This window comes from Alkalihalobacterium alkalinitrilicum (assembly GCF_002019605.1).
Classification (GTDB): Bacteria; Bacillota; Bacilli; order Bacillales; family Bacillaceae_F; genus Alkalihalobacterium; species Alkalihalobacterium alkalinitrilicum.
In genome coordinates this window covers 3,883,101-3,909,518 of sequence record NZ_KV917368.1, presented here as the reverse complement: position 1 = coordinate 3,909,518, position 26,418 = coordinate 3,883,101, and the positions used below count along the sequence as shown (strand labels likewise).

The window sequence follows — 26,418 nt, the reverse complement described above, 5'->3', positions numbered from 1 at the left end:
TTCCAAATAGAGGGACGGACTTTTTTTATTTATTTTATAAATTACAACTTTGGTTCCGCATGACCTTAACGCCACGTCTAAAAAGTAAAACCTTGAGAACAATGACTGTTCTCAAGGTTATCTTTATGGTATAAACTTTCACACGAAAATTGGCGTTACATTCGTTCAGGCGCGGACACCCCGATTAGTTTCAATGCATTTTGGAGCGTGATTTGAACTGATTTTACAAGCGCGAGTCGAGCAGTACTTTTTTCGCGGTCTTCTGGGTCAATAACGCGTTCTGCATTGTAGAAACTATGAAGAGCTGACGCAAGTTCAAAAGCATAATTTGTTAATCGATGCGGTGATAATTTCTCAGCACTTTCAGCAATAGCTTCTGGGAATTCACCAACTTTTTTCAATAAATCATATTCTTTTTCCGAGGAAATAAACGTAAGTTTTGTTGTATCATTAACTGGTAACCCTTGCTCTTCCCCTTGTCTTAACATACTACAAATACGTGCGTGTGCATATTGGACGTAGTATACAGGGTTTTCATTTGATTTACTTACTGCTAAATCCATATCAAAATCTAACTGCGTATCCGCACTGCGCATTGCAAAGAAGTAACGAGTCGCATCAATACCTACTTCTTCCATCAAGTCACGTAACGTCACCGCTTTACCTGTACGTTTACTCATCTTCACTTTCTCACCGTTCTGGAATAAAGAAACCATTTGAATAATTTGAACACTCATTTGTTCTTTTCCATAACCAAGTGCTTGGATCGCTGCACTCATTCGCGGAATATAACCATGATGGTCTGCGCCCCAAATATTAATTAATTTATCAAAGCCACGCTCTAATTTGTCTTTATGATAAGCAATGTCTGGTGTTAAGTACGTATAGGTCCCGTCATTTTTAATCAAGACACGGTCCTTATCATCGCCATAGGCTGTTGTTCGGAACCATCTTGCTCCGTCTTGCTCATAGGTTTCGCCTTTTTCTGCTAATAATTTTAACGTCTCTTCTACTTTACCTGATGTATAAAGAGAGGTTTCTGAAAACCAATTATCGAATTGGACGCGGAAATCACCTAAGTCTTTTTTTAATTTGGCTAGCTCTCTTTTTAAACCATATGCTCGCAAGAATTCATGTCGCTCTTCTTCATCCACATGAACGAAACGATCGCCATACTCTTTCGCTAAATCTTGACCAAAGCCTACAATGTCTTCTCCATGGTAGCCATCTTCAGGCATAGCTTTATCTAAGCCGAGCGCTTGATAATAACGTGCTTCCACTGATAATGTTAAATTGTGAATTTGATTACCAGCATCATTAATATAATACTCTCTTTGCACATCGTAGCCTGCTTTACTTAAAATATTACATAGCGCATCACCAACAGCTGCACCACGAGCATGTCCTAAATGAAGGCTTCCTGTTGGATTTGCCGACACAAACTCGACTTGAATTTTCTTTCCGTTCCCTACATTTGTCTGGCCATACTCCACTCCAGCTTCGAGAACAGAAGGGATGATATCGCGCAAATAACTATTATTCATATAAAAATTAATAAATCCTGGTCCAGCAATTTCAATCTTTTCAATTGAAGCTTTTTCTTTATTTAAATGACTTACTAATTCGTCAGCAATCATACGCGGCGCTTTTTTTGCCACTCTAGCTAACTGCATCGCCATATTCGTTGCATAATCACCATGTGCCTTATCTTTTGGTGTTTCTAAAATGACTTCAGGAATTTGGCTTTCTTCTGCTAGTCCTGCAGCTACAACTGCAGAGATAATCTCTGCTCTTAATTGTTCTTTTAATTGCTCTACACTGTTCATTCGTTTTCCTCCTCTATCGTAATCCTTACATCAAATGTTCCAGACGGTTCATCTTGTAAAAAATAATCATATTTTAATAGCAGTAAGCCTTTATTTTTATTTGTTGGCTCCTTATATGTACAGGCATGCGTTTTGGCGTTTGTTTTCCAAAAACCATATGGACTTCGATAAGTCCCTTCTGTATTTTCTCCAACCGTGTAGTTTTGCCGCATCGCTAAATCACCATGCCGGATTATCGTAGCTTCATTATGTCCAATTTTGATTGTAGTTTGAACATTCATTTTATCATTATGTATTTCTTTAAATAATAAATAAGTATAGCCGTTTTTCTCATATACATTCCCTTTTCCTTTCAGGAAGTGGGTTTCTTTTTCATTATTGTGACGAATGTTCGTTTCCATCCGTATTTTAATGCTTCTTTTTCCTTCCATGGACATCGGATTTGCCCACCTTTCTATTTTTCAAGTTTAGCGAGTTTGTCCAACCGTTGCAAGAAGAATTGTCGATTAGTATGATCAATTTTATTGAGTGGGCGCCCGACAATGTTCTTATTGTTAATAGAGGAAATTACACTATAAAACGTAAGCGCCCTTTTGGCGACCTTACAAACTGGAGCGAGCCGCAGGAAATTAAGGAAATACGATAACCGCAAGTAGAAACAAATCAAGGAACGCCCCATTTGGCGTTCCTCATGTTCTTTCCAAGAAGCATTTATGTAGATCGGAAGAAAAACATAGGAAGTAGTAAAGTCATCGGGTCAATACTAGTGCTCTGGTCAAAAATAACCACTATAGCTTACATGATAGGCGGTGCCCATAGTGACCGCGTTCACCTGATTCCTGCTCGGACGGGCACTATGTGCTCTTCTTAGTGACCACGACCACTGGGTTTCCTGCTTGGGCGGTCACTATGAGCTTTTCATAGTGACCGTACTCTCCTGATTTCCTTCTCGGATGGGCACTATGAGCCTTTCATAGTGACCACAACAACCTGGTTGCATACTCGCGCGGGCACTATGAGCCTTTCTTAGTGACCGTACTCACCTGATTCCTGCTCGAGCGGCCACTATGAGCTTTTCATAGTGACCGTACTCTCCTGATTTCCTTCTCGGATGGGCACTATGAGCCTTTCATAGTGACCACAACAACCTGGTTGCATACTCGCGCGGGCACTATGAGCCTTTCTTAGTGACCGTACTCACCTGATTTCCTTCTCGGATGGGCACTATGAGCCTTTCATAGTGACCGTACTCACCTGATTCCTGCTCGGACGGGCACTATGAGCCTTTCATAATGACCGCGCTCACCTGGGTTCCTGCTCGGACGGGCACTATGAGCTCTTCTTAGTGACCGCGCTCACCTGATTCCTGCTCGGACGGGCACTATGTGCTCTTCTTAGTGACCACGATCACCTGCGTTCCTGCTCGGACGGGCACTATGAGCCTTTCTTAGTGACCGTACTCACCTGATTCCTGCTCGAGCGGTCACTATGAGCTTTTCATAGTGACCGTACTCTCCTGATTTCCTTCTCGGATGGGCACTATGAGCCTTTCATAGTGACCACAACAACCTGGTTGCATACTCGCGCGGGCACTATGAGCTCTTCTTAGTGACCGTACTCACCTGATTTCCTTCTCGGATGGGCACTATGAGCCTTTCATAGTGACCGTACTCACCTGATTCCTGCTCGAGCGGGCACTATGAGCCTTTCTTAGTGACCTCAATCACCTGGTTTCCAACAACCGCTTCTACCCTTATTTATGCACCCAACCGAGGATGATTTCGCGGATAAATTTACTCGCTGCGATCGGTGTTTGTTCAGTTGGGTCATAAGCTGGGGCTACTTCAACTAAATCAGCGCCAATAACATGAACATCAGAATTAGCAATAAGGTGAATCGCTTCTAGTAACTCTTTAGACGTAATTCCCCCCGCTTCTGCAGTTCCAGTCCCTGGTGCGTGAGCTGGGTCGAGAACATCAATGTCAATCGTGACATAAACGTTGCGTCCAGCCAGCTTCGGTAGCACTTCTTTCAGAGGCTCAGCGACATCAAATTTGGACATATGCATTCCAGCCTCTTTTGCATACTGAAACTCTTCTCTCATTCCAGAACGAATGCCGAATGAATACACATTTTCAGGTCCGATAAGTTCACACGCTTTTCGAATTGGCGTTGAATGAGATAAAGGTTCTCCTTCGTATTGCTCTCTTAAGTCTGCATGCGCATCAATATGGATAATCGCCATATCCTCGTATTTTTTGAACATCGCTCTAAAAATAGGCCAAGACACGAGATGTTCCCCACCTAACCCAATGGGGAATTTACCATCTGCAATCAGTTTGTCGATATAATCTTCTATCATATCTAAGCTACGCGCTGGGTTACCAAACGGAAGCGGAATATCACCTGCATCAAAATAGTTTACTTCTTCTAAATGCTTGTCTAAGTAAGGACTATACTCTTCTAATCCTAACGAAGCTTCACGGATTCTTGCTGGACCAAAGCGAGAGCCTGGACGAAAAGAGACCGTCCAATCCATTGGCATTCCGTAAATAACCGCTTCGCTTTCTTCGTAGTTTGGGTTGCTCATAATAAATACTTTTCCTGAGTAGGCTTCATCAAATCGCAAAACAAGCCCTCCTTACTTAATTAAATCTTCAACAAATCGAGGCAATGCAAATGCCGCTCTATGAAGATCTTTTGTATAGTATTTCGTATCAATGTCATGAAAACGACTGTCTTCAATCGCTAATGGATCGTGTTTTTTCGACCCGATCGTAAACGTCCAAAGCCCGCTTGGATAGGTGGGAATGTTCGCAATATATAAACGAGTAATCGGGAAAATTTCTTTTACATCACGTTGTACATTGGTAATAAGTTCGGGTGTAAACCAAGGGTTATCCGTTTGCGCGACGAACACACCTTCTTCTTTTAACGCTTTTGAAATACCTGCATAAAACCCTTTTGTAAACAAGTTAACCGCTGGGCCGACTGGCTCTGTCGAATCAACCATGATAACATCATACTCATTTTCACTATTCGCAATATGCATAAATCCATCATCTACTTTTACTTCTACCCTAGGATCGTCTAACATTCCTGCAATTTCAGGTAAGTATTGTTTAGAGTACTCAATGACTTTACCGTCAATTTCTACGAGAGTTGCTTTTTTCACAGACGGATGCTTGAGAACTTCGCGGATCACACCACCGTCACCACCACCAACAACTAATACGTTTTCTGGATTTGGATGTGTAAATAGAGGAACGTGCGCGACCATTTCGTGATAGACGAACTCATCTTTTTGCGTCGTCATGACCATTCCATCAAGAACGAGCATATTCCCGAACTCTTCAGTTTCGACCATATCTAACTTTTGAAAATCCGTTTGTTCTGTATGTAATGTGCGTTTGATTTTCATCGTAATACCAAAACGCTCTGTTTGCTTTTCTGTAAACCATAATTCCATTATAATTCACCTCTTATCTGAATTCTGCCCTTATTGTGCCCCGAGATTCAATCTCTTACTAACGTTGTTCAAACAAAAAAAGTATAAATGAACTGCACAAAAAAGCAAGAAAAAATTTAGATATTAAGGATATTTATGTTTAAAAATGCATGATCTTCCCAAAAATAGTAATGATTAAGCAAAAACTCTGCAGTCTAGTTATATTTTTATTTGAGGAGATTTCCTTTTTTGATGGTTAAAGCATATAGAAAATGACATTGATTGTCGCATGATGTAATTACGATTTTATAATAAAAGTAAAGAGGTGACTGAATTGGAAGTCATCATTAAAAAACGCTCAAAACGGAAGATTAGTTGGTTTCGCCGATTATTTCGCTTCTCGTTAATGGTTATCGTTTTATGTATGTTAGCAGCTGTTTCATTGTTGACCTATTTAAAAATGGAAGATGCCCCCGTTTTACAAGTCTCACAGACGACTCGCTTTTTTGATGCGAATGATGCGATTATTGGGGAAAGTCACCAAGGACAACACCGTTACTGGATTCCACTTGAAGAAATTAGTGAGGATTTGCTCCATGCCACTCTTGCCATTGAAGATCGAAAATTTTATGACCATTTTGGTTTTGATCCAACACGAATTGCAGGAGCGGTTGTCGCCAATATAAAGTCTGGTGGTAAAGCACAAGGTGCGAGTACCATTACTCAGCAATACGCAAGAAACCTTTATTTAACACACGATAAAACGTGGAAGCGGAAATTTAATGAAGCATTGTACGCGCTAAGGCTTGAGATGTACTATACAAAAGATGAGATTTTAGAAGGTTATTTAAATACAATTTATTATGGCCATGGTGCTTATGGAATCGAAGCAGCAGCCCAACATTTTTTTAACAAGAAAGCATCCGAACTTAGTTTAGCAGAAGCGAGTCTATTAGCAGGAATTCCAAAAGGCCCGAGTTATTACTCGCCACGAAATGATTTTGACCGTGCAAAACAACGGCAAGAGTTAATTTTACGATCAATGGTCCAAACAGGATATATTACAAAAGCTGAAGCGGATACAGCCAAAAACGAACAATTGCAGTTGGTGGCTCCAATTGCTGAAAATACCGCCGCTGTCGGTCCCTACTTTCAAGATGTTGTTAAACAACTATTAGTCAATGAATATCAAATCGATGAAACGTTAATTGAACAAGGTGGTCTTCAAATTTTTACAACGCTTGATCGAAGTATGCAAGAAGAAGCGGAACGCTGGGTTGAAGCTGAACTTGGTGCAACTGATGAGTTGCAAACTGCACTTGTGGCAGTTGATCCTCGTTCAGGTGATGTGAAAGCACTTGTAGGCGGTCGAAATCATTTAGAAAGTCCATTTAATCGGGCAACACAAGCAAGACGCTCGCCTGGATCAACATTTAAACCCTTCTTGTATTATGCTGCATTAGAGCATGGATTTACAGCAGCTTCAACTTTACTGAGCGAACCAACGACATTTACATTTGATGATGGTAGACCTGATTATTCTCCATCCAACTTTAATAACAACTATGCCAATGATTTTGTTACTTTACTACACGCACTAGCATTTTCTGATAATATTTTTGCAGTCAAAACACATCTCTTTTTAGATACGGAAACATTAGTTGAAACCGCTGCAAAATTCGGCATTCAAAGCCCATTAGAGAATATACCTTCTCTTGCGCTTGGAACAAATGATGTCGGTTTACTCGAACTAACAAATAGTTATTCAAGTTTTGCGAATGGAGGAAAACGTGTCGAGCCTCGGTTTGTGCGAAAAGTAATCGATAAAAATGGACAGGTTTTATTTGAAAAACAACCAGTGATTGAACAAATATTAGATCCTAAATTAGCTTTTATCATGACGAACTTGATGACAGGTATGTTTGATCGCTCCTTAAATGATTATACGAGCGTTACAGGAGGATCCGTTTCACACCTTGTTAGTCGACCTGTTGCTGGTAAATCAGGCTCCACTTCTTTTGATAGCTGGATGGTCGGATATACTCCTCAACTGGTGACAGGCGTGTGGGTTGGATATGATCAAGAAAAACGCTTGAATCATGCAACTGAGGGACAATTCGCTAAGCGGATATGGGCTCAATTTACGGAACATGCATTAAAAGATGAATTAAAGCTAGATTTCCATAAGCCCCCTGGAGTTACAGGTGTATATATAAATCCTAAAAATGGACTTCTAGCTACAGATGAATGCCCTGTTCGTCGTTTAACCTATTTTGTTGCAGGGACGGAGCCGACCGAGTATTGCCAAGATCACGCTCCAGAAGAAGAAATTGAATTAGAAATGACAGAAGATGAAATCCACGAAAAGGAAAAGTTTCTTGACCGATTTATCAAATGGTTCAACTAACGGTTCATATACTTATTAAGAAACGACAAAAGGCAGAGGAATTTTCCCCTGCCTTTTGTCGGTCCTAGTATAAATATGTGTCGATTTATACTAGTTTTAAGTTTAATTCGATTTTGCGAAAAGCTCAAGCCTTTGGAAAATAGTTCATAAATCGTTCAAACACAAAGAAAAAAAGGGCTAGACAAACTCATATTTATTGATCTTCACCCAAAAGTTCCTGTCTTAACTCTAATTCTGAGTGTTTCCATAACTCTTCATTGTGTGTTTTTAAAAAATCACCTAACAGCTTCTTTGATTTTTCATCCATATGGTCGACAATAATATGGCCTTTTAATGATTTATCCATGCGGTTTACATGTTCAGGCAAGCTTTTATATCCACGTCTTGTTTCCATATCAATGACCATTTCACACGCTGTCACCCCTGCGTAAAACGGCTTACCCTCTTTATGACTAACGGATACCCATACTAACCAATATAAATTACCATTTGGTGAGTCTTCACGATTGGGTGTGAATTTAATTCGTTTCTCAACAGCAGACCGCGCATGTAACGCTCCCATATCCACAAATACTTCTTCTCCTTCGAGATTAACAATGACTGGAGAAACATTATTTAAGTCAATCACTCCAGTGCCATATCCTCCATGGCCATCCGTAGAGTCATTACTTAAAATATTAAAACCTGTTTTTGTTTTTTTCTGTTTATCTTTTTCAAAGAGATCCATAAAATCGATCATCCCTTCTTCGTTATTCTATACTCAGCATACACGTTTCTTAGTACGTTCATTCTCTCTATAGTGTATCACATGATAATTATTGGTGCATTTAAGAAGTTTCTCCATTAGGTACAGCTGATTTCACCAAAATATAAAACTACGAAGCAAAAAGCGCAGATCAATTCTATTCTGCGCCCTTCTGCTTGTCTGCTTTAAAGTTGTAAATTGCCTAAAAAGTCTAGTTAGGAGCTATCTTTCTTAAAATTATTGAACAACTTCTTTTAATTGGTTAATGTAGGTAAAGGCATGTTCCATTTCTTCTTCCGTGTAATTCTGTTTCTTCTTGACCGTCATTACTTTTTCAATAATTTCATCTCTTTCTAATTCATCGAAATAAAGTACTGTGGATACAAGTTCAAGAAAACGTGAGCTTTGGTCATTCATGCTGGATACCGATGGCTGAACGTTTGGTAGTTCAAGAGTATACATTTGCAAAAATTTCTCGCCTTCGTCCGTTAATATGTACCGGTATTGCTGGTAACCACTTTTCGTTTCTAACGTTTCTTGTAAAAAACCGAGGTTACACAACTCTTCTATCCGTAGCGTTAGTTCTTCAGAATACGGTCCGAACATATGAAACTTAAATCGTTCTGAAAACGGAATGTTTAATTTTTTAGAAATAAAAACGATTTTTTGCAACTTTTTTCTTCCAACAATTTCTCCCGCTTGTTGGAACATGAACAGCAGCTTAACATGATCCTTTAACAAACCGCTCCTCCCCTTCATTTAAAAAGAATTTCTTTAATTTTTTGCTTTATCGCTGCATTCTCTGTTTCATCTTCTAGAACATCGAATGGAAAGTACAATTTATGATCTGTTCGTTTTTTCCCTGAAATGGCCTCTACAACATCTGATTCACGAGACAATTCGCGAATTTTTCCGTTCGGCATTTGCAAATGGATAGGTAAACGTTCTTCTTCTTCACCTGGACGATAAAAATCGTACGGAAGGTCAGAAGACGAGTCTACTACGAGGTAGTATTCAGGGTCAATACCAGCTTCATGGAAGAGTTGGTAAAGAATTGGCCATTCTTTCATTTGCAAATTTGGATTAAATTCGACGTATTTAAACAATCTTCTATTTAAAAATCTACCACAAAGATCACTCAAAATGCGATCATCTTCATCATGCCAAATTTGGAAATAATAAAGGATTATCGCCTCATCTAACCGCAAATAGTCTTCTATGCTCATATTTTCATTGAAAAGGGAATAAAAGTGAACAGGATCTTGTTTAAAGCGGTAGCCCGTCTCATATAAGTGTTTCGTCCGCCATAAAATTTTACTTAAAATGACTTCGGCACTCCTCGTTACTGGGTGGAAATATACTTGCCAGTACATTTGGTAGCGGCTCATAATATAATCTTCGACCGCATGCATTCCACTTTGCTTGATTACGACTTGATCTTCCATTGGTCGCATGACACGTAATATCCGTTCCATATCAAAGTGACCGTAACTCACTCCCGTAAAATAGGCATCTCTTTGTAAATAATCCATTCGATCCGCATCAATTTGACTAGAGATTAAACTAACAACGAGTTTATTACTATATGTCTTTTCGATAACCTCCGCCACTTTTTGCGGGAAGTCATCACCCATTTTACTTAATACATTATTGACTTCTGTATTTCCTAAAATAATTTGTCTCGTCCACTCTTCATGGTCTGTATTAAAAACCTTTTCAAATGAGTGCGAGAAAGGTCCATGACCGATATCGTGTAATAACGCTGCCGATAAGCATAATAATCGTTCGTTATTATCCCAATGGGGCCGCCCTTGAAACACTTCAATAATTCTCCGCGTAATCTCATAAACGCCAAGAGAATGATTAAAACGAGAGTGCTCGGCACCATGAAACGTAAAAAATGTCGTACCTAACTGACGAATGCGGCGTAAGCGTTGAAATTCTCTTGTCCCAATGAGCTCCCAAATGAGCGTGTCCCGAACGTGTATATAACGATGGACAGGGTCTTTAAACACTTTTTCTTCACTTAATTGACCGTTAATATACTGCATAAAGCACACTCCATCTCCATTTTACTAACTATATTATACTAAAGAAGTGGCCACTTGTCCCAACGCTTGAAACGGCTTAACAAAAGAATAATGTTTCCAAAACTTTATAGTAATATGAAGTTGGACTCTCGTTCCTATAGTTTGTTGACTCGCAAAAAGCTACCCGATTCAATTCGAAGCGGATAGCTTTACTTTAATTTTTTTTCAATTTTTTCAATGAGTTGTTCTTCATTTGCAGCCGATACTGGACGGTTATTAACCATCGTAAAAGACTTTTTTCGACCTGGTCCACAATACGATTGACACCCAATATGAATTTCTGCGTTAGAGTCTAACTTTTTTAACTTGGGCAACAAAGTTTTTATATTCGTGGCTTGGCAAATGTCACATATGCGAAATTCGTTTGCCATTAGAGTTAATTCCTTTCATTTGTTTATGATAAGATATATAGTGTCATTTATTCACAACAGATAGTATACCATATCTACTATCGTTCGCAATATTTAGCGATTTTAGACGTATTTTTAGTAATACTTAGAGGAGAAACTTTAATGAATACATTAACCAATCATCTTGCCAACCAAAAATGGCGTTTTATTGATCAATCGACGCTTGGCGTTTATTTTGAAGCGTTACAATCGTTTGCCTATGATGACGCCTTATGTATCGCTGTTGGAAACGGAACATCGGACTCGATCGTGAGAACTTGGGTTCATCATGATACGGTTGTTCTTGGCATTCAGGATAGTCGCCTTCCTTTTGTTCAGGACGGTATCCACTATTTATATCAACAAGGTTATAACGTCATCGTTCGGAATTCTGGCGGACTCGCGGTCGTACTAGATGAAGGGATTTTAAATATTTCACTCATTCTTAAAGAAGAAAAAAAGTTTTCAATCAATGAGGGTTACGAATTGATGTATGCCTTTATTCAGCAAATTTTGTCTCCTTATGGGGTGAAAGTAGATGCTAGAGAAATTGTGGGGTCTTATTGCCCTGGTTCATACGACTTAAGTGTTAATGGTAAGAAATTTGCTGGCATTTCCCAACGCCGCATTCGCGGTGGGGTCGCTGTGCAAATTTATCTCTGTGTGACCGGAAGTGGCAGTGAACGTGCAAAACTCATTCAAACGTTCTATAGTCGGGCAGTCCAAGGTCCGCCTGCATCGTTTGATTACCCGAAGATCCGGCCTGAAACGATGGCATCCCTTTCCGAATTAACAGGAGAAGAGCTTAGCATACCGTTGATCTCTCATCGGCTTTTACTAACATTTAAAGAACACGGCGCACACCTTACTTCATCTACCTTTACAGAAGCAGAAGCTCAATCGTATGAAGAGCAATACATGCGCATTATTCAACGGAATGAACGAATCAGTGCCAAGTACCTTTGATGCACAATGCATTAAAGGTACTTGGCACCATTTTATTTAAGCTAGCACTTTTTGATTAATTGATTGCATCGCTGTTATCAATGAGAGTTTATACACATCTGCTACGTTACATCCACGGGAAAGATCGTTCACTGGTTTGTTTAATCCTTGCAAGATCGGGCCAATTGCATCATAACCACCGAGACGCTGAGCAATTTTATAACCTAAATTGCCTGATTCTAAGCTCGGGAAAATAAATACATTCGCTTCCCCTCTTAACGGAGAATCGGGTGCTTTCTTTTGTGCAACTGCTGGGACAAACGCTGCATCAAATTGGAATTCACCATCAATGACTAAATCAGGACGAGCTTTCTGAGCTAACTTCGTCGCTTCAGATACTTTACGTGTTTCAATCGATGATGCCGAACCTTTCGTTGAAAAGCTTAACATTGCAACTTTAGGATCTAGTCCAAATACTTTTGCTGTTTCCGCTGTGGCAATGGCGATTTCCGCTAATTCTTCTGCATTTGGAGCAATGTTAATCGCACAATCGCCAAATACAAACTTTTGATCTCCTTTAACCATAACGAAAACACCTGATGTTTTTTTAATACCTGGCTGAGTTTTGATAATTTGCAAAGCGGGTCGAACCGTATCTCCTGTTGAGTGGGCCGCGCCACTTACTAAGCCATCTGCATAATCTACATGAACGAGCATCGTCCCAAAATAATTTTCTTGCATTAGCTTTTCCTTAGCAGTATCTTCTGTTTCTTTTCCTTTGCGTCGTTCTATAAATGATGCAATTAATTGGTCTAAATGCTTATATGAATTTGGTTCAATGATCTCAACGTCTTTAAATGTAACGCCGAGCTCCTTCATTTTTGCAAAAATTTTACTTTCGTTACCAATGATGATTGGTTTTACCACTTCGTCATTCGATAGTTGGCTAGCAGCTTGTAAAATACGTTCATCAAATCCTTCTGGTAAAACAACATTAGGGTAGTGACTTTTCACTTTGGATTTTATTTCTGTAAAGAGATCACTCACTTTATCTTCCTCCTACAATTGATCAGATGACCTTACCACTAAGCATACTCCTGTTTATTTCAAAAATAAACCACCTTCGCTAATGTAATAAAAGTATAAATATTCTTACGTTTTTGTCTATTTTAGAAAGAATTATATCAATACACTTTTCTCATTAGGACTTCCGCAAAATTACGATTAAAATTCTCTTTTTCATCGTTTCCTTCTTCCTTAACACTCATGCAGAAGCAACGACGTTAATATTTTACATAATAGTGAAACTTTCATCAGTGAGGGGTTTTCCTCTTTCCCCACTGATGGTTAGTTGAGGCCCACACGATGTGGGTTACACAGACGTTGCCGCAGGACGTGGCGCATTTAGTCTTTGTTCATTCAGTTATTACTGCCAGTTGTTGCGGGATAAAAAACAACCACTTATTTTTTCGGAATTTTCTTATTTTTTGTTGATAAAGTGAACGATGACTCATTATAATGAAAGAAGTGAACTATAAAGGGGAGCGTGAATTTGAATGGAGCAACAATCTGTAACATATGAAGTGCAACAGAGCGTAGCAACAATTACTTTAAATCGTCCTACCGTGAAAAATGCAATTAACTTAGACATGCATCGTGAACTATATCGTGCTTTTGAACAAGCTAATAAAGATGAAAACGTTCGAGTCATTGTACTAACTGGATCTGGCGATGCTTTTAGTTCTGGAGCAGACTTGAAGAGTATTGCGACAGAAAATCTGGGTGACATCGATTATGGGGATTATTTAAAAGATACGTACGATAAACTATTATTGTATATGGAAACAATAACTAAACCGACTGTTGCCTACATTAATGGAGTTGCCTTCGGAGCTGGGTTAAGTCTTGCTCTCGCATGTGACTTCCGAGTTTCCGAATATAATGCAAAGATGGCGATCAGCTTTTTAAAAATAGGTCTCGTTCCTGATGCAGGCGCGTCATACTTCCTGCCACGACTCGTCGGTTTAGGAAAAGCACTTGAAATTTCTCTCGGTGAACCAATTTCAGCAGAAGAAGCCTATCGCATTGGTTTAGTTCATCGTATTGGACAACCCGATGATCTCGTTGGGCAACTACTATCTTTGCCAACTTCGGCTTATGGGCTTATGAAGAAAAATATGAGAAATAGCTATGAACATACATTAGCGGAAGTACTGCAAATGGAAGAAGAAGCACAAACGGCTGCAGGAAAAACAAAGGAACATTTGGCCGCTGTACAGCGTTTCTTAAAAAAATAAAGTGAAACTTCCATCAGTGGGGGTATTACTGCCAGTTGTTGCGGGATAAACTCAACCCAAGCCAGGTAATTTGTCGTTCACAAAGTCTACCTGGCTTTGCTTTTGAGACAGCCTCCTCATTTATGGTATAGTAAGTTTTGGTACATATATTATTTTTGTAAATAAAGGAGTGTTAATATGAGTGAAGCAGCAGTTACTTTAGATGGTTGGTATTCTTTGCATGATTTCCGCGCAATTAATTGGCCTGCTTGGAAGACGCTTTCAAGTGAAGAACGTCAGCAAGTCTTAAACGAATTTATCGGAATGCTTGAAGAGTGGAACCAAACAGAAGAAAACAATGAAGGTAGTCATGCACTTTACACGATTGTTGGTCAAAAAGCTGACTTTATGCTGATGCTACTTCGTCCAACTATGGAGCAACTGAACGAAATTGAAACAGCATTTAATAAAACTCGCTTTGCAGAATATACAATTCCAACGTATTCTTACGTATCTGTCGTTGAACTAAGCAACTATATGGCAGGAAAAGATGGCGGCGATCCAATGGAAAACCCTGAAGTTCGTGCTAGACTCTTCCCTAAGTTACCGAAAGCAAAACATGTTTGTTTCTATCCAATGGATAAGCGTCGTCAAGGGAATGATAATTGGTATATGCTTCCAATGGAAGACCGTCGTAATATGATGCGCAGTCACGGCATGATCGGTCGCCAGTATGCAGGAAAAGTAAAGCAAATTATTACGGGTTCTGTTGGCTTTGATGACTGGGAATGGGGCGTAACGCTATTTGCTGATGATGTCCTCCAGTTTAAAAAACTCGTTTATGAAATGCGTTTTGACGAAGTTTCAGCTCGATTTGGCGAATTCGGTTCTTTCTATGTCGGAAACTTCTTAAATATAGACGGCATTGAACGCTATTTCCACGTATAAAATAGGTTCAAGCATCCCTTTAACCTCATAAAAAGCCATCTCTCTTTATAAGATAGACTCTTTGTTTAAAAGGTCATTTTTATTTAGAAGGTTGGCTTTTTTATTTGGTTTTTTTAGGAAAAAGTCATAGTCCCATTTTTCCTTACATATATTTGAACTAACTGTGTTTGGGTATGCCGTAACACTTTATGTTGTGTAGCCATATTCAAAATCTCAGTCCTCCATCCCATCACGTACGGCACCAATGAATAGGAGGTGAACACATGGCCGTTATAAAAGCTAACAGTAGTGATATAGACTTGTTAGCCCGTTTAATGCGTGCTGAAGCAGAAGGTGAAGGTGAACTCGGGATGCTGATGGCGGGCAATGTAATGGTCAACCGAGTTCGATCTGCTTGTCTAGATTTTGTTGATATTAACTCTGTTTCTCGTATGGTTTATCAATCACCAGGTGGCTTTGAAGCGACACAAAAAGGGTATTTTTATCAAGGAGCTCGAGAAAAAGAGCGTCGACTAGCCAGAAAGCTTATTAACGGTGAAAGACATCATCCAGCTGAATTTTCTTTATGGTTTTTCCGTCCTGAAGGATCTTGTCCTGCCCAATGGTGGGGCCAATGGAACTCAGGACGCTTTAAACTACACTGCTTCTATACACCTTTAGCATCAGAGTGTCCTTCAGTTTACGGTACCTATTAAGCGAACTCGTTCCAGCAAGCTGGAACATCGGGGAATCAGGTGGAGTTTCAACTCCACCTGATTAGAACTTCCCATCTACGCTACGTTAATAGGTGGGGATCTTTACCCTAAGAACTTAATCAGGCTAAACATATAAAAAGGAAAACAAAAAGGAGTGATAAAATGTATCAGCAACAATGGGATATGCAATCGATGTATCCGACAATGGATGGTCAAATGTCACCTTATAAGCAGCAACAGCAGCCGATGATGCAACCACCTATGATGCAACCACAACAACCGATGATGCAGCAGCCTATGATGCAGCAACCGATGATGCAGCCCCCAATGTTTTACGCCCCACAACCGCAAATGCAACAATTCCCGCAACAATTCCCGCAAGTGCCAGGGATGTTGCCAATGGAGCAGTCTTATATTGAAAACATTCTTCGTCTTAATCGAGGGAAAGCTGCAAGGGTGTATATGACATTTGAGAATAACCCTGAGTGGCCTGCGAGGGTGTTCACGGGGCATGTTGAAGAAGCCGGTAGAGACCATATTATCCTTCATGACGATGTAAATGATAATTATTACTTATTGTTAATGGTTAACCTCGACTATGTTGAGTTTGATGAGCCACTTGAGTACGATTATCCATTTAACGATGTAGCTCCGTTAGCAACATATCCTCCACGTGACTAACTTTTCAAAAAAAGGGCTCATTAGTCACCGTTACTTAAAAAGGATGGCGCAATATTAAGCGCCATCCTTTCTATTATGCTCTAAACATACTAACAGCAAGCAATATCCAACCTACAATAAACGCGACACCACCGAGCGGCGTAATCATTCCCAACTTTGAAATACCTGTAACGGCTAGAATATATAAACTTCCTGAAAATAAAATAATTCCTACTACTAATAACCAACCAGCCCAGTGAACTAAGCTAGTTTCAATCCCTTTCCAACTAACCAAACCAACTAAGATCAATCCAAGTGAATGATACATGTGATACTGTACACCTGTTTGATATATTTTTAAATAATGTTCCGTCAGGCGACCTTCTAATCCATGTGCCCCAAACGCGCCTAAAGCGACACCAATTGCTGCACCAATACTACCAAGTACGATAAAGATGTTGAACATCGTTCATTCTCCTTTACTTATCTTTCCATTTTCTTCATCTTAACATAATCTTTTTTTAAAAATCTAATAAGCTTCCTTCATCTTTAGCTGAGGAAGTAACAGTACTCGTCGTAGTGACTGCTTTACTTGGTAAACTGTAGTTTTCCTGGGCAATTTTCATTGTTGTTTCTACTGCTGCAGTATCTTTGACCGTTAAAAGTTCACAATATGCTTTAATCATCGTTGCTGCTTCTTGTACCCGTCGTTCATTACCACGCTCGACTTCTAACTTCATTTCGTTTAGTTGTTGTTCGATCTTTAGGATCACGTTCTTGACTGGAATGTTCATTTTCCGCCTCCTGATTACGTAAAACTTTCTTCAAATAGATATTAACCGTTGTTCCTTCTCCTTCTACACTTGTGATTTCCATTTCCCCTTGATGATGTTCGACGATCCTGTCACTGATCATGAGCCCTAACCCTGTCCCTTTTTCTTTAGTCGTAAAAAAGGGTTCCCGTATTCGGTTGAGCACTTCTTTAGGGACACCCATTCCATCATCTATAATTTGTATATGAACCGTCTTTTCATCGAATTCATTCACATCGACTTGAATCTGTCCACCGTGATCCATAGCTTCAATACTGTTCTTTAATAGGTTGATAAGCACTTGTTTAATTTGATCCGGCTCACATTCTATTATCGTTTGAGTAATCGTAAAATTAGATGAAATGGAAATGCTCTTCATAATGGCAGACGTATTTAATAGTGTAAGAACTTCTTCAATTAATGGCCGTATAGGCACTTTTTCAAACTTTTCAGCTCCTGGTTTTGCAAGCATAAGAAATTCACTAATGATTTTATTAATTCTTGCAAGTTCACTCAACATAACAGGTATATGTGTTTTCGATGGTTTTTCTCGTTGATGCATTAATTGAAGGAAACCCGAAATGACTGTAATAGGATTACGAATTTCATGGGCAACTCCAGCGGCTAGTTGACCAACAACGGAAAGCTTTTCTGACCTTCTAATCCATTCTTCCGTTTGTTTTTTTTCCGTTATATCACGAATAATAGTTGCTAAAGCAACGACACTCCCGTCTTCGATTTTGATTGCTGATACAGACATCGCTACCTCTAACAATTGCTCCTCATCCGTCCAATTTTTCATCTCAATTTCGTGTATCGTTTTTCCTTCGATTACCGCTCTCCACTTTTCTCGTAAAAAAATAAGCTGTAAATCATCAAGTTGTGGCATTAACTTTCCTACCACATCTTCGTTTTTCCACCCGTATGTTTTTTCAAATCCTTTATTAACTTGCAAAACTTTGCCATTTTGGTCATGAATAATGATCGGGTCAGTTAGGTGGTTAAATAAGGAATTTAAATATCCTTTTGTTTTCACTAATTCTTTTGATGTTTTTTCACTTTTTTGCTCTGCTTGCCATAATAAATTTTCCGTAAAACGACTGGAGTAGAAGAGAAAGGCTGTAATTAACCAACCAAACAATACTACATAGACCACATCAATTAAATCGGAACCTGGAAATATCTCTTGTTGGAATTGAAAGAAAAAATAGACCGTCGCAAAACTTGTGAGAATACCTGCAAATAAGATGGGCTTCACTAAGTGATAGATCGAACTCATAATCAATCCTAACCATATGTATATAAAATTAATTAATAGCGGCTCATAAATGATGAGTAGTGAAAAAAAACTAAAAATAAAAAAGATTGATAAATACATCGTCATCAAAGCTAAAGCTTTCTTTTTAGCAAGTAAGTAAATGGCCAAACAAAAGCCAAAGCCAACAGGAACAACAAATAGCAGAATATCTGGATCTACAAATAGATTAATGGTCACACTCATCATATAAAAAAAGATTAAAAGCTTAGCCATTAATTGATTTCTCTTGTTAACAAGGTCTATCCGATTATTTTTTTGAGTCACCATGCTTAAACTCCAATTTTCGACAAGATTTTCCTCTATTATAGCATAAAGTGAAACTTCATTGAGTCGTGGTTTTTTCATCCCCACACGATGCTGGTCACACATACGTTGTCACAGGACGTAACGTTCTTAGTCTGTGTTCATTCAAACTCCACTCCGTCTTTCTTGTTAACTCAAAGTCTTGAAGTGAGAGTCTAGCGCCAGTTAAACATCAATAAAAAAAGACCAGGCACCTTTAGTACACTAAAGATTCCTGGCAGCAATTCCTTATGTCATTTGCATAAATTCTTCTACATCCTTGACGACAAGATCAATGGCTTTTTGCCAAAAGTCAGCCTTCGTTAAGTCGACATTTAAATGCTTCTGTGCTAATTCTTCAACATTCATACTTCCTGTATCTCGTAATAGCTCAATATAGCCATCTTCAAATGAAGCTCCTTGTTCAAGCGCATGCGCATAAACACCAAGACTAAATAAGTAGCCAAATGTATAAGGGAAGTTATAAAACGGAACACCTGTAATATGAAAGTGTTGTTTCGCCGCCCAAAAATGTGGGTGATACTCTGATAACGAATCGCAATATGCTTCTTTTTGTGCCTCTACCATAAGTTCGCTTAATTCGTTCGCTGAAAGCAATCCTTCTTTTCTCTTCTCATAAAATCTCGTTTCAAATAAGAAACGAGCATGAATATTCATAAAGAAGGCAATCCCCCGGCCGAGTTTACTTTCGATGAGTACTAATTTTTCCTCATCAGACTTCGCTTGTTGTACCGCTGCATCACTCACAATAAGTTCAGCAAATGTAGACGCTGTTTCAGCCACATTCATTGCATAAGACTGCGCAAAGTTCGGCATATCACGCATTACGTATGCATGGTATGCATGCCCTAATTCATGGGCTAACGTCGATACATTCGATGCACTGCCACTATAAGTCATAAAAACTCGCGTCTCACCACTAGCGGGTAAAGTTGTACAAAAAGCTCCTGGTCTTTTTCCAGGGCGATTTTCTGCTTCTACCCAATTTTTCTCAAACGCCATTTTCGTAAACTCCGCCATTTTGGGGCTAAACTTGCCAAACTGCTCAATAATCGTTTCAGCTGCTTCTTCATAAGGAATCGTTGAACTTGTACTTCCTATCGGTGCATGGACATCATACCAAGCTAATTTTTCAATGCCTAAATGCTTAGCCTTGCGCTCTAAATATGGCAGAAAACGTGATTTATTTGCTGTAATCGTATCCCACATTGCTTTTAATGTCGCTTCTGACATTCGATTAATTTCTAATGGTTCTTTTAATACATTCGTCCAACCTCTTTTTTCGTAAAGCCCTAGTCTAAAGCCTGCAAGATGATTAATCGTCGTAGCAAAAAGATCCTCTTTCTCCGACCATGTTTGTTCCCATTTTTCAAATGCATCCTTCCGTACATTGCGGTCACTGTTTGCTAATTTGTTCTCTGCTTGACCTACCGATAATTCTTCTGATTCCCCATTATCCTCAAACGTAATTTTCATGCTGTTTACTAGCGCATTATACATATCGGCCCAGGCATGATAACCACTCGTCGTTAACTTTTGCGCTAGCTTCTCTTCTGCTGGTGACAGCTTATCTTTTGCTCGTTGCGTTCTTTCCGTTAAATAAAATGCAACGCTTTCAAAATGCTCTTCAATTAGTGCCTTCCATTCCATTTCATCAAATTGCATTACTTTTTCATCGATACTCGTTAACACACCTTGATACATAGCAGAAAGCTCTTTAGCAGAACCACTCAATTGAATAGCTTTTTTATCTGCTGCGTTTTGTGCAGTTAGGCAACCAATAAATGCACCAACTTCCCTTACTTTAGCCGCAACTTGTTGAGTTGTTTGTATAATATTAACCATTGTTTGCTTTTCTTTATGTACGTCATTTAGTTGTTCGAGTGATTGTTCAAGTGCTGTTATCTCATCTTTTGTTTCTTTTATAAACGATTTTAATTGTGTTGACTCACTTCCACCTGGAAAAATACTATCCAAATCCCACAATTGATTATAAGTTGTTTGCATGCGTACTACTCCTCTATCAGTTTATTTCGTCACTCTAAATATTTTACAATAATTCCTCTTAAAGTTAAAAGAAAATATATTAAAATTCTTTTTTTACGCTTACTTGAATGGCCGCCTTCATTATTATGACCTATATACTAACTTTTATAGAAAACTAAAAACACTAAACTCTTTGAAGAAGCGCACAAAATCACTAGTCAAACACATAACTTTACTAGCCATAAAAAATAGACCCAGTTTCCCGAGCCTACATCATTTAACCTTTATTATGAAAAGCCACCTGTTCGATATTTTTCAATTAAATCATCCCATTCTTTATCCGAGAAACGCAGCATGGAACGTTCATTTTGTTTCGGTATGACATTTTCCTGATCTTGATACTTCGAAAAAAAGATCGCTTTAATCCCTGCAATATTTACTCCTTGATCAATGAGTGATTTAATTTCGATAAATCGGTCAATATCATTAAGTGAAAAAATTCGTTGGTTTCCTTCATTACGAGCAGGTTTTATAAGTCCTTGCTCTTCATAGTAACGAATTTGCCTTGCTGTTAACTGAGTCATCTCCTTGACAACACTAATTGGGAAAATCGCGACATGACGAGGGAAATTTTTATTCATCCCCTCCCTCCTTTTAGCTCTGTAATGTAAAGACATTTTGGTTTATTTGGCTAATTCAGTATATACCTCTTGTAATGTCTGAAATCCTAGTTGTTGCACTTTTTCTACATTTCTAATCCATAGTTCCGCTGTCATTTTAGCATCCTCTAACGCATGATGGCGGGACGAAATAGGGACATTGTAAAAGTGACAACATTCATCTAATGTTACTAAGCTCTGATTAGGAGATGTTATTTTTATTAGAAACGATGTATCTATGACACGGTGGATAAAGTTCGTCCTTAAAATGTGCCATGAAACATGTTGCATAAATGCTTTTTCATGTTGAGCGTGGTGAGCAACTAACGTACGACCTTCTACATATTTGAAAAACGTATCAAGTACTTTATCAATCGTTGGTGCTACTTGTAAATGTTCACTTTTTAGGCCTGTTAGCGAAGCAACTTCTTCTGATAGTGGCTGATCATGATGCACTAATGAGTAATACCCATCAGCGTCTACCATCGATGTTCCTTTTACTTTTACAGCACCGATTGAAATAATCTTATCCCCGCGATCAGGGTAAAACCCCGTTGTTTCAATATCAAAAATAACAACTTCTAAATCATCAAATGATTGGTTTAACACACTTTGCTTTTTTAACTCTTTTTGAAGTTGTCTCATATACGCCAGCTGCGCAGCATTAGATTGTTGCTGAACCGCTGTATATACATTTGGACTTAATTTTCCTGACAGCTGCTTCACATATTGGATCATATTATTAATCACTTCATGCCACACCCTTTATCGATGTGTCTTTTTGTTAGTTTGTAAAGGCGAGCACCGTCTTTAATGTAACCTTTAAGCTCTTCTTTGTCGGAAGGTGATAACATATGGACTTTTAATAGATGAATAGTTTCATAGCTTTTTTCATTTCCCTGGAAACGGAGCCGAAATTGAAGAAGCTTTTGAAATGTTTCCTTTAATTGTTTAACCTCATTAAGGCTCTCAGGAAGTTCTTCAAATCTCGCTAACGTTTGAGGACTCTTTATTTTTTCTTGTAAGGCTAATAGCCTTAACGAATTTACATACGGAAAGAGAACGGTATTTTTTAAATGAATAACGTTAGAATGAGGACCGTAAGATTCTAAAAGCAATTGTCCGAAAATCCCAATCGCTTTTTTACGTCGTTCAACATTGTCATAAAACCGTTGAATGAGCGCAGGGTTTTTCTTAAGTTCGGCAAAAATCACTTCTTTCAAGTTTTCAAGTAAACGAGGCTCGCCAATAAATACTCTTGAGTCAAAAAATGTAAGTAAATGGCGCAATGTCTCAAAACTCTCCTCATCCATCCAATCTTGAAGCTGCAATTCCCATGATGAAAAAGGTTTACACCATCGCTTATTCGAAGCCATCACGAAACCATCGCATTTAACGTACCCAACACGTTCAAGACCGCTTGAAATTTCATTTCCTAATTTTAAAAAGTACTCATTTTCTTGATTATGTTCTGATTCAAATACGAGACCATGATCTTGATCGCTCCATATTGCTTGTTCAAAGCGAGCCGCGCTTCCCATCATAAAGAAAGCAAAGTGAGTAGGGGGAGGGCCCCACTCACTTGTTATTCTTTCAATTGCTAATTTCACCGTTCGCTTTATGAGTTGATCGTGAAAGTCATTTAACTTCGTATGATCATACTTAACCTGTTGAATATATGAAGTTCTCCATATGTTGAGCTGTTCATACGTTTCAACGACAGGTTGCCTCATGTGGTTTCACCACCCAATCTTATGCGCCTGTTTTCTCATTAGACATGTTTTCAGGGTAACCATAGCTTCCATGTTCACTGATGTCTAGACCCATAATTTCTTCTTCTTCCGTTACACGAAGTCCTCCCATTACTTTGTTCATTACGAATAGGATAGCAAATGATACAACAAATGCGTATATACCACCAGCGACAACACCTAACGTTTGAACACCTAATTGTGTAAATCCACCACCGTAAAATAATCCAGCTTGACCCCAGCCAATTTCAGTTGATAATGCTGGTACTGCAAAGAAACCAGTTGAAAGTGTGCCCCAAATCCCTGCCATACCGTGAACAGATAAGGCGAAGATCGGATCATCAATTTTCGCACGATCAAAGATTTTCATACTAACTACCACAATCAATCCACCAATGATACCGATAATAACCGCTGCCCAAGGTGCTACGAAACCACATGATGCTGTAATCGCAACTAGACCTGCTAATGCCCCGTTCAATGTTGTTGGTACGTCTGCTTTTCCACTCATCATCCAAATTAAGAACATCGCGGCAATTGCCCCTGCTGCTGCTGCTAATTGCGTGTTAAGAAGAACATATCCAAAGAATGCATCTGCTACTTCAAATGTACTCGCTCCGTTAAATCCAAACCAACCTACCCAGAGAAGAAGAACCCCTAAAGCTGTGTACACTTGGTTATGACCTGCTAAATCGTTCGATGAACCATCCTTATTATATTTACCAATACGTGGTTTTAAAATGATTGTTGCTGCAAGAGCTGCCATTGCCCCTGTTAAGTGAACAACAGTTGAACCTGCAAAGTCTTGTTTACCAAGTCCTCCTAACCAACCATCACCCCAAACCCAGTGTGCTACTACTGGATATACGAGAGCCGAGAATAAAACAGCGAATATGACATAAGCTGATAATTTCGCACGCTCAGCGAAACCACCGAAAGCAATCGTTAAAGCAATAAGTGCAAACATCATTTGGAACATAAAGTCTACTGATCCTGCTAATCCACCATCTGGTGCTGAAGCATCTCCGAAGAAGAATTCAGATATTCCGATAAACCCTCCTGCACTATCTCCATATATGAAGCCCCAACCTACTGCCCAGAAAATAATTGAACCAAGACTAATCGTGAAAATGGTTTTTCCTGCGATGTGACCCGCATTTTTCATTCGAGTCGAACCTGCTTCAAGTAAAATAAATCCACCCTGCATAAGTAAAACTAAAAAAGTACCAATGATGACCCACAAATTATCCATTAAAATTTGTTCCATCTGTCAACCTCTCCCTTCGTTTCTGCGTCAGCTTAGCTAACATCTTTTGTTAACTTAATTATACATTCTCAATTTTCAGAAACTACATTATTGGGAGAAGATCTGACATGGTTTCTACACTTCATTGTTTGTTTCACTGGTTTTTACCTTTTAATGGTATTAACTTAGTCTATTCTACTATTTACTGGTCGTTTTCCTTTAACTGGAATTAATTATAGCAATTTTTCTTTTAGCCATCACTATCTTTATAAAAATCATACCTACCTCATTCCACTACTATTTATGTTAAAGTAAAAACAAAAAAAGCTGTTCTAACAGTAAGTATTTTTACTGAATAGAACAACTTTTTTCAATTCTCGGTTTAAAGGGTACAAGTCTTTTGTGAGCTTGTCTGACCTGAATATGTTGGAGTAACCCCTACTCAATTTGCCAATCGATCGGCTCTTCTCCTTTTTCCATTAGCCACCGATTGATCTTGGAGAACGGCTTGCTTCCAAAAAAACCTCGGTTTGCCGACAACGGACTTGGATGTGGCGATTTAATAATATAATGATGGGGAGCTTGAATAAGCGCTTCTTTCGTTTGAGCATGACGTCCCCATAAAATAAAAACGATCGGTTTTTTTCGCTCATTAAGCTTTTCAATGACTCGATCCGTAAACGTCTCCCAACCGATTCCTTTATGTGAATTCGGTTCACCTTGTTTCACTGTTAAAACTGTATTTAATAACAGCACTCCTTGCTCGGCCCACTTAACCAAGCATCCGTTTTTTCCTATGTCACAACCGATATCGATATGAAGTTCTTTGTAAATGTTTTTGAGCGACGGCGGCAACTTTTCACCTGATTGAACCGAAAAACTTAAACCGTGAGCTTGGTTAGGTCCATGATATGGGTCTTGTCCTAAGATAACGACCTTCACTTCAGAATAGGGCGTATATTCAAAAGCATTAAAAATATCAGGTTGATTTGGGAAAATCGTTTCTTTGATGTATTCTTCTTTTAAAAATTGCTGCAAACTTACAAAATATTCTTTTGTAAATTCGCTTTTTAAAACAGCAGACCATTCTTTCTTTACTATAAACAAAACCGTCTCTCCTCTTCTGTTAACATACTACTCCCAATTGAGGATACCACTCAGTTCATTAAAGACAGCAGGATTACCGACAAGTACTTGATACCCTTTTTCTTGTTTATAGCTGAACGTCTTACCATTTGCTTCTTCTATTATTAATAAGCCTGCACAAATATCCCACTCTTGCAGTTTTAATTCCCAATACCCATCAAATCGACCAGCTGCTACTTGGCATAAATCGATAGCAGCACTCCCTGTCCTTCTGATGCCACCAACTTTTGTAATGATCGCATTAAAATGATTAACATTATTATTCGGGTCAGTCGCACGATCATAAGGAAAGCCCGTCGCTACAACAGCTTGATTTAACCGTTCTGTCCTTGAAACGGTAATTGGCTTTCCATTAAGTGTTGCTCCGCTCCCTTTGATTGCTTCATACATTTCGTCTATCTTTGGGACGTATACAACACCGATCACCGTTTCTCCTTGAAACTTTACACCGATCGATATACAGAAAAATGGGAAACGATGGGCAAAGTTAACGGTACCATCAATAGGGTCGATAACCCATTCATACTCAGCTTGTCCTTCATGCCAACCGCTTTCTTCTGTCATAATCGCATGATGAGGATACTGACTTTTAATTTTATCCATCAAGTATTGTTCACTCCACTCATCGACCTCTGTTACTAAATCGATGTCAGATGACTTCGATTTCATCTGAAAAGGTTGTTCCATTCGAATTAATTGTTCTTTTCCTACTTCTTTTACCCATGTCTTAATATGTTCTTTTATCGTTAACCATTCGTTCATGTGCGA

At 38.9% G+C, this 26,418-nt stretch carries 25 protein-coding genes; 6 read left to right on the top strand and 19 right to left on the bottom strand.

Annotation, left to right across the window (positions count from 1 at the left end; genetic code table 11):
• Nucleotides 1–155: 155 nt before the first annotated feature.
• The 4 genes from argS to speE form a co-directional block, all read right to left on the bottom strand.
• On the bottom strand, nt 156–1,826 hold the full coding sequence (gene argS, locus BK574_RS19055) for an arginine--tRNA ligase (RefSeq protein WP_078429674.1): 1,671 nt from the start codon (nt 1,824–1,826) through the stop codon (nt 156–158).
• On the bottom strand, nt 1,823–2,263 hold the full coding sequence (locus tag BK574_RS19050) for a YwiB family protein (protein ID WP_078429673.1): 441 nt from the start codon (nt 2,261–2,263) through the stop codon (nt 1,823–1,825). The genes argS and BK574_RS19050 overlap by 4 nt, the downstream gene beginning before the upstream one ends.
• Nucleotides 2,264–3,579: 1,316 nt before the next feature.
• Nucleotides 3,580–4,455 carry an agmatinase gene (gene speB / locus BK574_RS19045; protein ID WP_078429672.1) on the bottom strand — a complete coding sequence of 292 codons (876 nt, stop codon included), beginning with the start codon at nt 4,453–4,455 and terminating at the stop codon, nt 3,580–3,582.
• A 12-nt stretch (nt 4,456–4,467) separates the two neighbouring features.
• A complete protein-coding gene (gene speE / locus BK574_RS19040; protein WP_078429671.1) occupies nt 4,468–5,295 on the bottom strand; it encodes a polyamine aminopropyltransferase in 828 nt (275 codons plus the stop codon).
• 313 nt (nt 5,296–5,608) lie between these two features.
• Here speE and BK574_RS19035 point away from each other — a divergent pair, with 313 nt between their 5' ends.
• Entirely contained in the window at nt 5,609–7,681 is a 2,073-nt protein-coding gene (locus BK574_RS19035) for a transglycosylase domain-containing protein (RefSeq protein ID WP_078429670.1), read from the top strand.
• Nucleotides 7,682–7,874: 193 nt separating this feature from the next.
• Here BK574_RS19035 and BK574_RS19030 read toward each other — a convergent pair whose 3' ends face one another.
• From BK574_RS19030 to BK574_RS19015, 4 genes are all read right to left on the bottom strand, one after another.
• Entirely contained in the window at nt 7,875–8,408 is a 534-nt protein-coding gene (locus tag BK574_RS19030) for a YwhD family protein (RefSeq protein ID WP_078429669.1), read from the bottom strand.
• Between the two features lie 255 nt (nt 8,409–8,663).
• A complete protein-coding gene (locus BK574_RS19025) occupies nt 8,664–9,167 on the bottom strand; it encodes a YwgA family protein (RefSeq protein WP_075385232.1) in 504 nt (167 codons plus the stop codon).
• A 14-nt stretch (nt 9,168–9,181) separates the two neighbouring features.
• Nucleotides 9,182–10,477 (bottom strand): HD domain-containing protein, encoded by a 1,296-nt coding sequence (locus BK574_RS19020; protein ID WP_078429668.1) that lies wholly within the window; start codon nt 10,475–10,477, stop codon nt 9,182–9,184.
• 188 nt (nt 10,478–10,665) lie between these two features.
• Nucleotides 10,666–10,887: a DUF1450 domain-containing protein gene (locus BK574_RS19015; protein ID WP_078429667.1), complete on the bottom strand. Its 222-nt coding sequence runs from the start codon at nt 10,885–10,887 to the stop codon at nt 10,666–10,668.
• A 141-nt stretch (nt 10,888–11,028) separates the two neighbouring features.
• Between BK574_RS19015 and lipL the strand changes: the two genes are divergently transcribed.
• Nucleotides 11,029–11,871, top strand: a complete 843-nt coding sequence (gene lipL / locus BK574_RS19010; RefSeq protein WP_078429666.1) for an octanoyl-[GcvH]:protein N-octanoyltransferase — start codon at nt 11,029–11,031, stop codon at nt 11,869–11,871.
• A 36-nt stretch (nt 11,872–11,907) separates the two neighbouring features.
• Here lipL and pta read toward each other — a convergent pair whose 3' ends face one another.
• On the bottom strand, nt 11,908–12,897 hold the full coding sequence (gene pta / locus BK574_RS19005) for a phosphate acetyltransferase (protein ID WP_078429665.1): 990 nt from the start codon (nt 12,895–12,897) through the stop codon (nt 11,908–11,910).
• A 509-nt stretch (nt 12,898–13,406) separates the two neighbouring features.
• Here pta and BK574_RS19000 point away from each other — a divergent pair.
• The 4 genes from BK574_RS19000 to gerQ all read left to right on the top strand — a co-directional run bounded on the left by BK574_RS19000 (nt 13,407) and on the right by gerQ (nt 16,450).
• Nucleotides 13,407–14,147, top strand: coding sequence for an enoyl-CoA hydratase/isomerase family protein (locus tag BK574_RS19000; protein WP_078429664.1), 741 nt, complete (start codon nt 13,407–13,409; stop codon nt 14,145–14,147).
• A 177-nt stretch (nt 14,148–14,324) separates the two neighbouring features.
• Complete coding sequence (hemQ, locus tag BK574_RS18995; RefSeq protein ID WP_078429663.1) at nt 14,325–15,074, top strand: hydrogen peroxide-dependent heme synthase; 750 nt, start codon at nt 14,325–14,327, stop codon at nt 15,072–15,074.
• Between the two features lie 263 nt (nt 15,075–15,337).
• Nucleotides 15,338–15,769, top strand: a complete 432-nt coding sequence (locus tag BK574_RS18990) for a cell wall hydrolase (protein WP_078429662.1) — start codon at nt 15,338–15,340, stop codon at nt 15,767–15,769.
• Between the two features lie 162 nt (nt 15,770–15,931).
• Nucleotides 15,932–16,450: a spore coat protein GerQ gene (gene gerQ / locus BK574_RS18985; protein WP_078429661.1), complete on the top strand. Its 519-nt coding sequence runs from the start codon at nt 15,932–15,934 to the stop codon at nt 16,448–16,450.
• A 73-nt stretch (nt 16,451–16,523) separates the two neighbouring features.
• Here the strand turns inward: gerQ and BK574_RS18980 are convergent, their stop codons facing one another.
• The 10 genes from BK574_RS18980 to BK574_RS18935 all read right to left on the bottom strand — a co-directional run bounded on the left by BK574_RS18980 (nt 16,524) and on the right by BK574_RS18935 (nt 26,412).
• The gene (locus BK574_RS18980) at nt 16,524–16,895 is read right to left on the bottom strand and encodes a DUF423 domain-containing protein (RefSeq protein WP_078429660.1); all 372 of its coding nucleotides are present in this window, start codon (nt 16,893–16,895) and stop codon (nt 16,524–16,526) included.
• A 55-nt stretch (nt 16,896–16,950) separates the two neighbouring features.
• Nucleotides 16,951–17,169 (bottom strand): hypothetical protein, encoded by a 219-nt coding sequence (locus BK574_RS18975; RefSeq protein ID WP_238458049.1) that lies wholly within the window; start codon nt 17,167–17,169, stop codon nt 16,951–16,953.
• Complete coding sequence (locus BK574_RS18970; protein ID WP_158211694.1) at nt 17,144–18,826, bottom strand: ATP-binding protein; 1,683 nt, start codon at nt 18,824–18,826, stop codon at nt 17,144–17,146. The genes BK574_RS18975 and BK574_RS18970 overlap by 26 nt, the downstream gene beginning before the upstream one ends.
• Nucleotides 18,827–19,090: 264 nt before the next feature.
• Nucleotides 19,091–20,869, bottom strand: coding sequence for a M3 family oligoendopeptidase (locus BK574_RS18965; RefSeq protein WP_078429657.1), 1,779 nt, complete (start codon nt 20,867–20,869; stop codon nt 19,091–19,093).
• A 266-nt stretch (nt 20,870–21,135) separates the two neighbouring features.
• Nucleotides 21,136–21,489, bottom strand: coding sequence for a MerR family transcriptional regulator (locus BK574_RS18960; RefSeq protein WP_078429656.1), 354 nt, complete (start codon nt 21,487–21,489; stop codon nt 21,136–21,138).
• A gap of 42 nt (nt 21,490–21,531) precedes the next feature.
• Complete coding sequence (locus BK574_RS18955; protein ID WP_238458048.1) at nt 21,532–22,257, bottom strand: exonuclease domain-containing protein; 726 nt, start codon at nt 22,255–22,257, stop codon at nt 21,532–21,534.
• On the bottom strand, nt 22,254–23,240 hold the full coding sequence (locus tag BK574_RS18950; protein WP_078429655.1) for a DUF294 nucleotidyltransferase-like domain-containing protein: 987 nt from the start codon (nt 23,238–23,240) through the stop codon (nt 22,254–22,256). The genes BK574_RS18955 and BK574_RS18950 overlap by 4 nt, the downstream gene beginning before the upstream one ends.
• Nucleotides 23,241–23,259: 19 nt before the next feature.
• On the bottom strand, nt 23,260–24,525 hold the full coding sequence (locus tag BK574_RS18945) for an ammonium transporter (RefSeq protein WP_075385217.1): 1,266 nt from the start codon (nt 24,523–24,525) through the stop codon (nt 23,260–23,262).
• Nucleotides 24,526–24,942: 417 nt separating this feature from the next.
• Complete coding sequence (locus BK574_RS18940) at nt 24,943–25,611, bottom strand: uracil-DNA glycosylase (RefSeq protein WP_078429654.1); 669 nt, start codon at nt 25,609–25,611, stop codon at nt 24,943–24,945.
• A 27-nt stretch (nt 25,612–25,638) separates the two neighbouring features.
• The gene (locus tag BK574_RS18935) at nt 25,639–26,412 is read right to left on the bottom strand and encodes an inositol monophosphatase family protein (protein ID WP_078429653.1); all 774 of its coding nucleotides are present in this window, start codon (nt 26,410–26,412) and stop codon (nt 25,639–25,641) included.
• Nucleotides 26,413–26,418: the final 6 nt, after the last annotated feature.

Coding starts and splice junctions, on each gene's coding strand:
- speE (WP_078429671.1), bottom strand. CDS start 5,295: ATGGAATTATGGTTTACAGAAAAGCAAACAGAGCGTTTTGGTATTACG.
- BK574_RS18980 (WP_078429660.1), bottom strand. CDS start 16,895: ATGTTCAACATCTTTATCGTACTTGGTAGTATTGGTGCAGCAATTGGT.
- BK574_RS18965 (WP_078429657.1), bottom strand. CDS start 20,869: ATGCAAACAACTTATAATCAATTGTGGGATTTGGATAGTATTTTTCCA.
- BK574_RS18960 (WP_078429656.1), bottom strand. CDS start 21,489: ATGAATAAAAATTTCCCTCGTCATGTCGCGATTTTCCCAATTAGTGTT.
- argS (WP_078429674.1), bottom strand. CDS start 1,826: ATGAACAGTGTAGAGCAATTAAAAGAACAATTAAGAGCAGAGATTATC.
- BK574_RS18990 (WP_078429662.1), top strand. CDS start 15,338: ATGGCCGTTATAAAAGCTAACAGTAGTGATATAGACTTGTTAGCCCGT.
- BK574_RS19015 (WP_078429667.1), bottom strand. CDS start 10,887: ATGGCAAACGAATTTCGCATATGTGACATTTGCCAAGCCACGAATATA.
- BK574_RS18945 (WP_075385217.1), bottom strand. CDS start 24,525: ATGGAACAAATTTTAATGGATAATTTGTGGGTCATCATTGGTACTTTT.
- lipL (WP_078429666.1), top strand. CDS start 11,029: ATGAATACATTAACCAATCATCTTGCCAACCAAAAATGGCGTTTTATT.
- BK574_RS19050 (WP_078429673.1), bottom strand. CDS start 2,263: ATGTCCATGGAAGGAAAAAGAAGCATTAAAATACGGATGGAAACGAAC.
- BK574_RS18950 (WP_078429655.1), bottom strand. CDS start 23,240: ATGAGGCAACCTGTCGTTGAAACGTATGAACAGCTCAACATATGGAGA.
- gerQ (WP_078429661.1), top strand. CDS start 15,932: ATGTATCAGCAACAATGGGATATGCAATCGATGTATCCGACAATGGAT.
- BK574_RS19020 (WP_078429668.1), bottom strand. CDS start 10,477: ATGCAGTATATTAACGGTCAATTAAGTGAAGAAAAAGTGTTTAAAGAC.
- hemQ (WP_078429663.1), top strand. CDS start 14,325: ATGAGTGAAGCAGCAGTTACTTTAGATGGTTGGTATTCTTTGCATGAT.
- BK574_RS19030 (WP_078429669.1), bottom strand. CDS start 8,408: ATGGATCTCTTTGAAAAAGATAAACAGAAAAAAACAAAAACAGGTTTT.
- BK574_RS18935 (WP_078429653.1), bottom strand. CDS start 26,412: ATGAACGAATGGTTAACGATAAAAGAACATATTAAGACATGGGTAAAA.
- BK574_RS19000 (WP_078429664.1), top strand. CDS start 13,407: ATGGAGCAACAATCTGTAACATATGAAGTGCAACAGAGCGTAGCAACA.
- BK574_RS18975 (WP_238458049.1), bottom strand. CDS start 17,169: ATGAAGTTAGAAGTCGAGCGTGGTAATGAACGACGGGTACAAGAAGCA.
- BK574_RS18970 (WP_158211694.1), bottom strand. CDS start 18,826: ATGGTGACTCAAAAAAATAATCGGATAGACCTTGTTAACAAGAGAAAT.